The sequence below is a fragment of the Roseovarius sp. D0-M9 genome (assembly GCF_037083805.1).
Lineage (GTDB): Bacteria > Pseudomonadota > Alphaproteobacteria > Rhodobacterales > Rhodobacteraceae > Roseovarius.
The window spans coordinates 1-6,385 of record NZ_JBAPKZ010000079.1 but is presented as its reverse complement, the minus strand read 5'-3'; the positions used below and the strand labels follow the sequence as shown (position 1 = coordinate 6,385).

Sequence of the window (6,385 nt, the reverse complement as noted above, 5' to 3'; positions counted from 1 at the left end):
ACCCACCTGTGACCGGAAAGCCTCCGGTGAAAGCAGCGCCGAGGTTGGCGCTGCCCAGTCCGATCAGCTCCTGATCTGGATCGATGCGCTGGCGCTTCTTGGCGGCCAGAGTCTGTGCGACTGAGATGCTTTCGACGAAGCCGATAATTGAGATCAGCAGCGCCGGAACGAATAGCTGCGACAGCAGGTCGGGCGAAAAAGAGGGCAGCGTGAGCGGCGGCAGGCTTTGCGGGACTTCCCCGACAATTGCCACGCCCTTCGCGCCCAGATCGAAGGCCCAGACCGCCAGCGTGGTGCCGACAATAGCCAGCACTGGCCCCATCTTCGCCCCGATATCCGCCATGCGCGACCCGAGCCCCGCACGCCGCAGCAGCGGCTTGAGCCCACCGCGCACCCAGAACAGGAAGGCCGTTGCAGTAACGCCCAAGACTACGGTGATTAAATTGATCTCTCCCAGATGCGCCCAGAGGCTGGTGAGTATCTCGACCAGCGTATGGCCCTCGGCTTGTATTCCGAGAATATGCTGCAATTGGCTCGCGGCGATCAGGATACCGGATGCGGTGATGAACCCCGCAATAACCGGATGCGACAGGAAATTCGCCAGAAACCCCAGCCGAAACAGCCCGAGCGCCAGCAGCATCGCGCCGGACAGGAAGGCCAGCGTCAGCGCTGCCGTGAGATAGCCCGCCGTGCCACTTTCCGCGATATTGCCCACTGCGGCGGCTGTCATGAGCGACACCACGCAACCGGCCCCACTGCCAAAGCGCGGCTGGTGCCGAAGATCGCATAGAGCACGATCGGCGCGATGGAGGCATAAATCCCCGCCTCGGGCGGCATCCCGGCCAGCAGCGCATAGGCCAGCGACTGCGGGATCAGCATGATTGTCACGATCACGGCGGCCACCATATCACCGGTGAACTGACCGCGATCATAACCGCGGCCCCAATCGAGGATCGGTAGGTATCGTGCAAGCGGGAGCAAACTCATGTCAGGCTATCCGTCAAGAGGGAGGGCCGCCCGGTTAGGCTCCGTCAAAGCGGTTCACCGGTAGCTTCAGGTAGTGGTTGCCGTCACCCTCAGCTGGTAGCAGCCGCCCGCCGCGCAGGTTGACCTGCAATGCCGCCAAAATGCGGTCGGGCAAGGAAAGCGTCGCGTCGCGCTTCTGCCGGCGTTTGATAAAGTCCTCGCGCTTGGTGCCATCCTTCACGTGGACGTTGTTGGCCTTGTGCTCATCCACCGTGGCCTCCCACATCGGCTCGTTGCGGTCCTTCGTGCCATAGTCATGGCCGATGTAAAGCCGCGTATTGCCGGGCAGGGCGAGGATGTCCTGAATGGAATCCCAAAGCTCAGTTGTCTTGCCACCCGGAAAATCAGACCGCGAGGTGCCGGCATCTGGCTGCATCAGCGTGTCATGCACAAATGCCGCATCGCCACAGACATAGGAAATTGATCCCAGCGTGTGACCGGGCGACAACATCACCTTTGCATCCAACTCGCCGATCTTAAAGATCTGTCCCTCTTGGAATAGGTGATCGAAATCGCGACCCGGATCAAATGCATCGGGCAGGTTGTAAAGGTCGGCCCAGATCTTGGCAATCTCTGGCACCAGCGCGCCGATAGCGTTGGGTGCGCCCGTGCGCTCCTTCAGATGAGCCGAGGCCATGACGTGGTCCGCATGGGGGTGGGTGTCGAGTACCCATTCCACGGTCAGTCCTTCGTCCTTCACGATATCCAACACCTGATCCATGCTCTCGGTCGAGAAGCGATAGTTCTTTGGATTGAAATTCCAGACCACATCAATCAACGCAGCCTTCTTGGTCGCCGGATCGGCGCAGATGTATTGGATCGACCCGGTGTCAGGCTCGTAGATACCCCAGACGTCGGGGCTGCCCGGGCCGGTCGAGGGGGAGCGGCGCACGACGGGGGTGTTCAGGTGGTCGCTCATTAGGCGGCTCCTTCTTTTGGTGTGGGTGTCAGATTCGGTGTGTGGCGTGCGGCCCACATGCCGGCCAACATGAAAGGCACAAAGATCAACGTGCCGGTGGCCAGCATCGGCAGCGCGGTGAGCGCAGGACCTGGGCAAAAGCCGCCCAAGCCCCAGCCGATGCCAAAGATCGTGGCGCCGGTGACCAACTTGGGTTCGAGATCGGTGCGAGTTGGGAGCCGGAATGTGTTGTCGAAATAGGGCGTCTGCCGGTTGCGGAACAGCAGGGCAAAGCCCGGCGCGGTCACCGCAATGGCGCCGCCCATTACGAAGGCGAGACTCGGGTCCCATGTGCCAAAGAGGTCAAGGAAGTTCAGCACCTTGGCCGGATTGGCCATGCCCGAGACGATCAAGCCAATACCAAAGATCAAGCCGGCGAGAAGCGCAAAAACCTGTTTCATGTTAGGCTACGATCAGGTGACGCATGACGAAAACGGTCACAAAGGCCGCTGCCATGAAGGTGATTGTTGCAACGATGGAACGCGCCGACCCCCGGCTAATACCGCAGACCCCGTGGCCCGAGGTGCAGCCATTTCCATAGGTCGCGCCAAAGCCGACCAGCAAACCAGCGACGGCCATCAGAACCGGGCTCGACGGCACCCATTGTTGCGGCCAATCGCCTGAGACCAGCAGCCAGAGCGGCGCGGCCAAAAGCAGGCCCAGCACGAAGAGCGCCGAGACGCCCCGCGCCTCACCGTCGCTGCTGCGGGAAAAAAGCTTCGAGGTCAGGCCGCTGATGCCTGCGATGCGTCCGTTGGTGGCCATCAGCAGCACTGCCGAGGCTCCGATCATCATACCGCCGCCGAGCGACAGCCAAGGGGCAAATTCGGTTTCCATGTTCCATCTCCGTCATGCGCCCGCCGGTGGTGTCGGGTTGGCCTTGTATCAGTCTGTTTAGGATTATATATTCGATGTACGTAATATTAATCGTGCGTAATATTCAATGGACGCAATATGAATTACTCGGACGACTTTCTGGGCGATGGCATAGCCGGGGCAGCGGCGCTGATGACCATGTTGGCGTCCGAGGCTCGGTTGCAGATCCTTTGCCGTCTGCTGGATAGCGAAAGATCGGTTGGTGATCTCGCCCAAGCCTGTGGGCTGTCGCAATCCACCATGTCCCAGCAACTTAAGAAGCTTAAGGAAGCGGGGCTGGTTGAAGGCCGGCGCGCGGGTCAGACGATTTACTATAGTGTAAAGGGGCATGAGGCCGCTGCCGTGCTGGAAACGCTGCACGCTCTCTACTGCGCGTCCGAAAAGTAAAAAATGCGCATGGGCCTGCTGGACGTGCTTGGCACCTTATACCCCAGCCTTGTCATCCGCATAGGACTTCACGAACTGGCCGATCGTCTCTTCCGTCAGGTCGATCCCGCGCGCCTTGCCTTCTTGCAGCGCGGTATTGCCATCCCAACCCTTATCCGCCGCCAGTGCCATCAGCGTCATCGCCCCGGCCCGCTTGCCAGAGGCGCAGTGCAGGAACACCGGCTGAGGCAGATCGTCCAGGGACCGCCGGAAGTCATCGACAAGTGCCGCATCCAGACTGTCGGCGGTGACGGGGTGGTGCAGATAGTTCAACCCAAGCCGTTCGGTCTGCTGATGCTCTTCCTCCGGCGATATCCCGCCTTCCTCTCCCGACGCGCGGAAGTTCACTATGGTTTTGGCGCCCGCCGAGGCCGCCTGCTCCAACGTCCCCACATCGGGGATGAACAGGGCGACGGTGTGGGTCGGGTCGAGCGTCGCAATCTTCTGTCCTTGGTCTTTGGAACCGGTCATTCCTTATTCTCCTTTTTTGGATGGGGTTAGATCATAACCGGTGCCGATCGTTCCCTGTTCATGTTGAGAGCGATTGACGCTGGACGCGCACGTTTTCGGACTGGGCGGGCGTTTGTGTGTGGATTCGCACAGTGCCTTTGCCGGCATTTTTTGCACGGTAAAGTGCGGTATCGGCATGGGCGATCACGCATTCCAGTTCGTCACCCGGTCGAAAGAGCGTCATCCCGACACTCACGCCAATTTTATCCGCACCGCATACTGTCTTGGATGCAAGGTTAGCGACCGCCTGCTCGGCCAGGAAAAGAGCGGATTCCTGTGTGTAACCTTGCAAAATCGCAACAAATTCGTCGCCACCAAGCCGCGCGAGAAAATCATCGGGCCCCAGGATCGAGGTCACATATTCCGCGAAATGGCGCAGGATCCTATCGCCTGCGATATGACCCAGCGTGTCATTGATATCCTTGAACCCATCCATGTCGAACATGAGCATGAAGGGTTTTTCGGGTGTTATGCCTGTTTCGTCGGACAGGTTGTCAATGTGCTGCTGAAGCGCGGCCCTGTTTGCGATGCCGGTCAGAATGTCCTGGTGCGCTATGCGTTCAAGATCCTCGAACGCGCTTTGTTTTTCCGTGATATCTCGCTGGATCGCGCCGAAATACTTGGTGTCGTCAGTATTGGTGTGCAGCGGCACGATATGGGTGTCAAACCAGTAGGGGGTGCCGTCCTTGGCATAGTTCAGCAAGTCCTCCCGGCATCCTTTACCGCCTTTGATCGCCGCTTCGATTCGGGCGAGCGCATATTTACAGGTGCCTGGCCCTTGAAGGATCCGTCGTGTTTTCCCGATGATCTCGTCTTTGCTATAGCCCGACATCCGGCAGAATGCGGGGTTTACGTAAACAATGCACGGGTCCTGTTGGTCGATGCCTTTGGAGGCCAATATCAGTATTGTGTCGTCCGTAGAGTCGATCAGGTCAAGTAATGTGCTTTGCAGGATTTTATCCAGATCGGGCATGATCGCGCCTTTCTTTTCAGTTCTGAGATCGGTGGACGTCTCTTGTCTTGTGATCTGAAGATTCAATTGCTGAGGTGATATGGCAAAGCTCAGGTAATCATCCCTGAACACTTGCGTTACGTTCCTGAACAAACTTGAGAAAATCGTCTGAACTGAGCGGCTTGCTGAAGTGATACCCTTGCCATTCGTTAACGCCATAGGCCTTGAGGAAAGTCGCTTGTTCGAGGGATTGAACCCCTTCTGCCACAACGTTGAGATTGAGCGCTCGGCCAAGTATGATCATTGCTTGGCAAATACGGGCGTGGCTCTCGTCTTCTGTAATATGGTCAACAAAGCTCTTGTCAATCTTCAGGCCATAAACCGGCAGATCACGAAGGTAGCTGAAATTGGCATTTCCCGTGCCGAAGTCATCGATGGCAAAGCGAACCCCCAAATCAGAGATTGCCGACATATTGATCAGTACCGCATCGAAGTTCGACATCAAGGCGCTTTCGGTAATTTCGAGAATCAACCGTTGGCTCTTTAGGCCGCTGGATTTCAGAATATCCTGCACCGTGTGGATAAACGTTGGATCTTCGAGTTGCAGTGTGGATACATTCACTGCAATCCCTGCCGGGACCCGCATTTCGTCGGTCCAGCTCGCCGCGTTTTCGCACGCTTGTTTGAGCACATATTCACCCAGACGGCCGATCAGGCCGACTTTTTCTGCAATTGGAATGAACCGACCAGGGGAGATCGCTCCCAATTCCGTATCGGTCCAACGCACGAGCGCCTCAACATCGCTGACCCGCTCGGTACTAACCTCGATCTTTGGTTGATAAACGACCGAAAGCTTTTCTTCATGGACCGCAAGATAGAGGCGGCGTTCGAGATCGAGCTCTTCCATGATCGAAGTGTTGAGCTCTGGATCGGCGAGCGCAAAACTGCTGTTAACTCCTTTGGGGATCCTGATCATGGCTTGTTCGGCAGCCCCAATGAGCGTTTCTCCGGTGCTGCCATCCAAAGGAAATCGGCTGATACCGATGCGCACACGAACTGGTAAAGGCCCACCTGGGATACTCAAAGGCTTGTCAAAAGAAGAGGTGAGCAAGGCCGCAAGGCCAACCAACATATCAGGCGAAGCTGACTGTGGCGAGATCGCGATTAAAGTGCCTCGCTGCAATCTCCCGTATATATATTTTGCAGGTATGAGATTTGCCAATGTACGGCCCACTTCAAGCAAAAGAGCTTCTGCCCTTAGCTTTCCAGCTGCGCTTCTGAGGTCATTGAATCGATCAATCTCAAGAATGAATATGCCGAAGCTGTCACCATCTCTTCGTTGCGTCCAGTCCACTGCCTCGTCCAACCGGTCCAATAGTGCCCGTCTGTTCAAAAGGCCCGTAACCGTGTCGATCTCCGCATCCCGCCCAGCTTCCTTGAGCCGCTTGTTCTTCTTCGCGAAGTCCAGAATGTTTTCTTGCGCAATATCGCGGAAATGGCCAATTTTGGCGCGGTCTTCGTCAGAAAATGTGGCTTCTTCGCGGTTTGTGTGGGTGTGCGGGTCTCCGGTCAGTTCACGACCACACCAGATGTTGTGTCGTAGGGTGACGCGGGCAGGTGCTTGAGCCGACCGGCGA

7 protein-coding genes and 1 pseudogene are annotated in these 6,385 nt (G+C 57.3%); 1 reads left to right on the top strand and 7 read right to left on the bottom strand.

Annotation, left to right across the window (positions count from 1 at the left end):
* From V8352_RS21125 to V8352_RS21110, 4 genes and pseudogenes are all read right to left on the bottom strand, one after another.
* Positions 1–879: pseudogene (locus V8352_RS21125) on the bottom strand (SulP family inorganic anion transporter); the annotation flags it as partial.
* 142 nt (positions 880–1,021) lie between these two features.
* Positions 1,022–1,945 carry an MBL fold metallo-hydrolase gene (locus tag V8352_RS21120; protein ID WP_336426234.1) on the bottom strand — a complete coding sequence of 308 codons (924 nt, stop codon included), beginning with the start codon at positions 1,943–1,945 and terminating at the stop codon, positions 1,022–1,024.
* Positions 1,945–2,385, bottom strand: coding sequence for a YeeE/YedE family protein (locus tag V8352_RS21115; RefSeq protein ID WP_336426233.1), 441 nt, complete (start codon positions 2,383–2,385; stop codon positions 1,945–1,947). Before V8352_RS21115 ends, V8352_RS21120 begins: the two co-directional genes overlap by 1 nt.
* Before the next feature lies 1 nt (position 2,386).
* Positions 2,387–2,821: a YeeE/YedE family protein gene (locus tag V8352_RS21110; RefSeq protein WP_336426232.1), complete on the bottom strand. Its 435-nt coding sequence runs from the start codon at positions 2,819–2,821 to the stop codon at positions 2,387–2,389.
* A 117-nt stretch (positions 2,822–2,938) separates the two neighbouring features.
* On the opposite strand from V8352_RS21110, the gene V8352_RS21105 reads away from it, so the two are divergent.
* The gene (locus tag V8352_RS21105; protein ID WP_336426231.1) at positions 2,939–3,247 is read left to right on the top strand and encodes an ArsR/SmtB family transcription factor; all 309 of its coding nucleotides are present in this window, start codon (positions 2,939–2,941) and stop codon (positions 3,245–3,247) included.
* Between the two features lie 36 nt (positions 3,248–3,283).
* On the opposite strand, the gene V8352_RS21100 is transcribed toward V8352_RS21105, so the two are convergent.
* The 3 genes from V8352_RS21100 to V8352_RS21090 form a co-directional block, all read right to left on the bottom strand.
* The gene (locus V8352_RS21100; RefSeq protein WP_336426230.1) at positions 3,284–3,757 is read right to left on the bottom strand and encodes a beta-lactamase hydrolase domain-containing protein; all 474 of its coding nucleotides are present in this window, start codon (positions 3,755–3,757) and stop codon (positions 3,284–3,286) included.
* A 58-nt stretch (positions 3,758–3,815) separates the two neighbouring features.
* Positions 3,816–4,769 (bottom strand): diguanylate cyclase domain-containing protein, encoded by a 954-nt coding sequence (locus V8352_RS21095; RefSeq protein WP_336426229.1) that lies wholly within the window; start codon positions 4,767–4,769, stop codon positions 3,816–3,818.
* Between the two features lie 97 nt (positions 4,770–4,866).
* On the bottom strand, positions 4,867–6,385 hold a 1,519-nt coding region (locus V8352_RS21090; RefSeq protein WP_336426228.1), incomplete at its 5' end, for a putative bifunctional diguanylate cyclase/phosphodiesterase.

Excerpts from the sequence above, each read along its gene's own strand:
- V8352_RS21105 (WP_336426231.1), top strand. The coding sequence starts at position 2,939 with ATGAATTACTCGGACGACTTTCTGGGCGATGGCATAGCCGGGGCAGCG.
- V8352_RS21115 (WP_336426233.1), bottom strand. The coding sequence starts at position 2,385 with ATGAAACAGGTTTTTGCGCTTCTCGCCGGCTTGATCTTTGGTATTGGC.
- V8352_RS21120 (WP_336426234.1), bottom strand. The coding sequence starts at position 1,945 with ATGAGCGACCACCTGAACACCCCCGTCGTGCGCCGCTCCCCCTCGACC.
- V8352_RS21110 (WP_336426232.1), bottom strand. The coding sequence starts at position 2,821 with ATGGAAACCGAATTTGCCCCTTGGCTGTCGCTCGGCGGCGGTATGATG.
- V8352_RS21095 (WP_336426229.1), bottom strand. The coding sequence starts at position 4,769 with ATGCCCGATCTGGATAAAATCCTGCAAAGCACATTACTTGACCTGATC.
- V8352_RS21100 (WP_336426230.1), bottom strand. The coding sequence starts at position 3,757 with ATGACCGGTTCCAAAGACCAAGGACAGAAGATTGCGACGCTCGACCCG.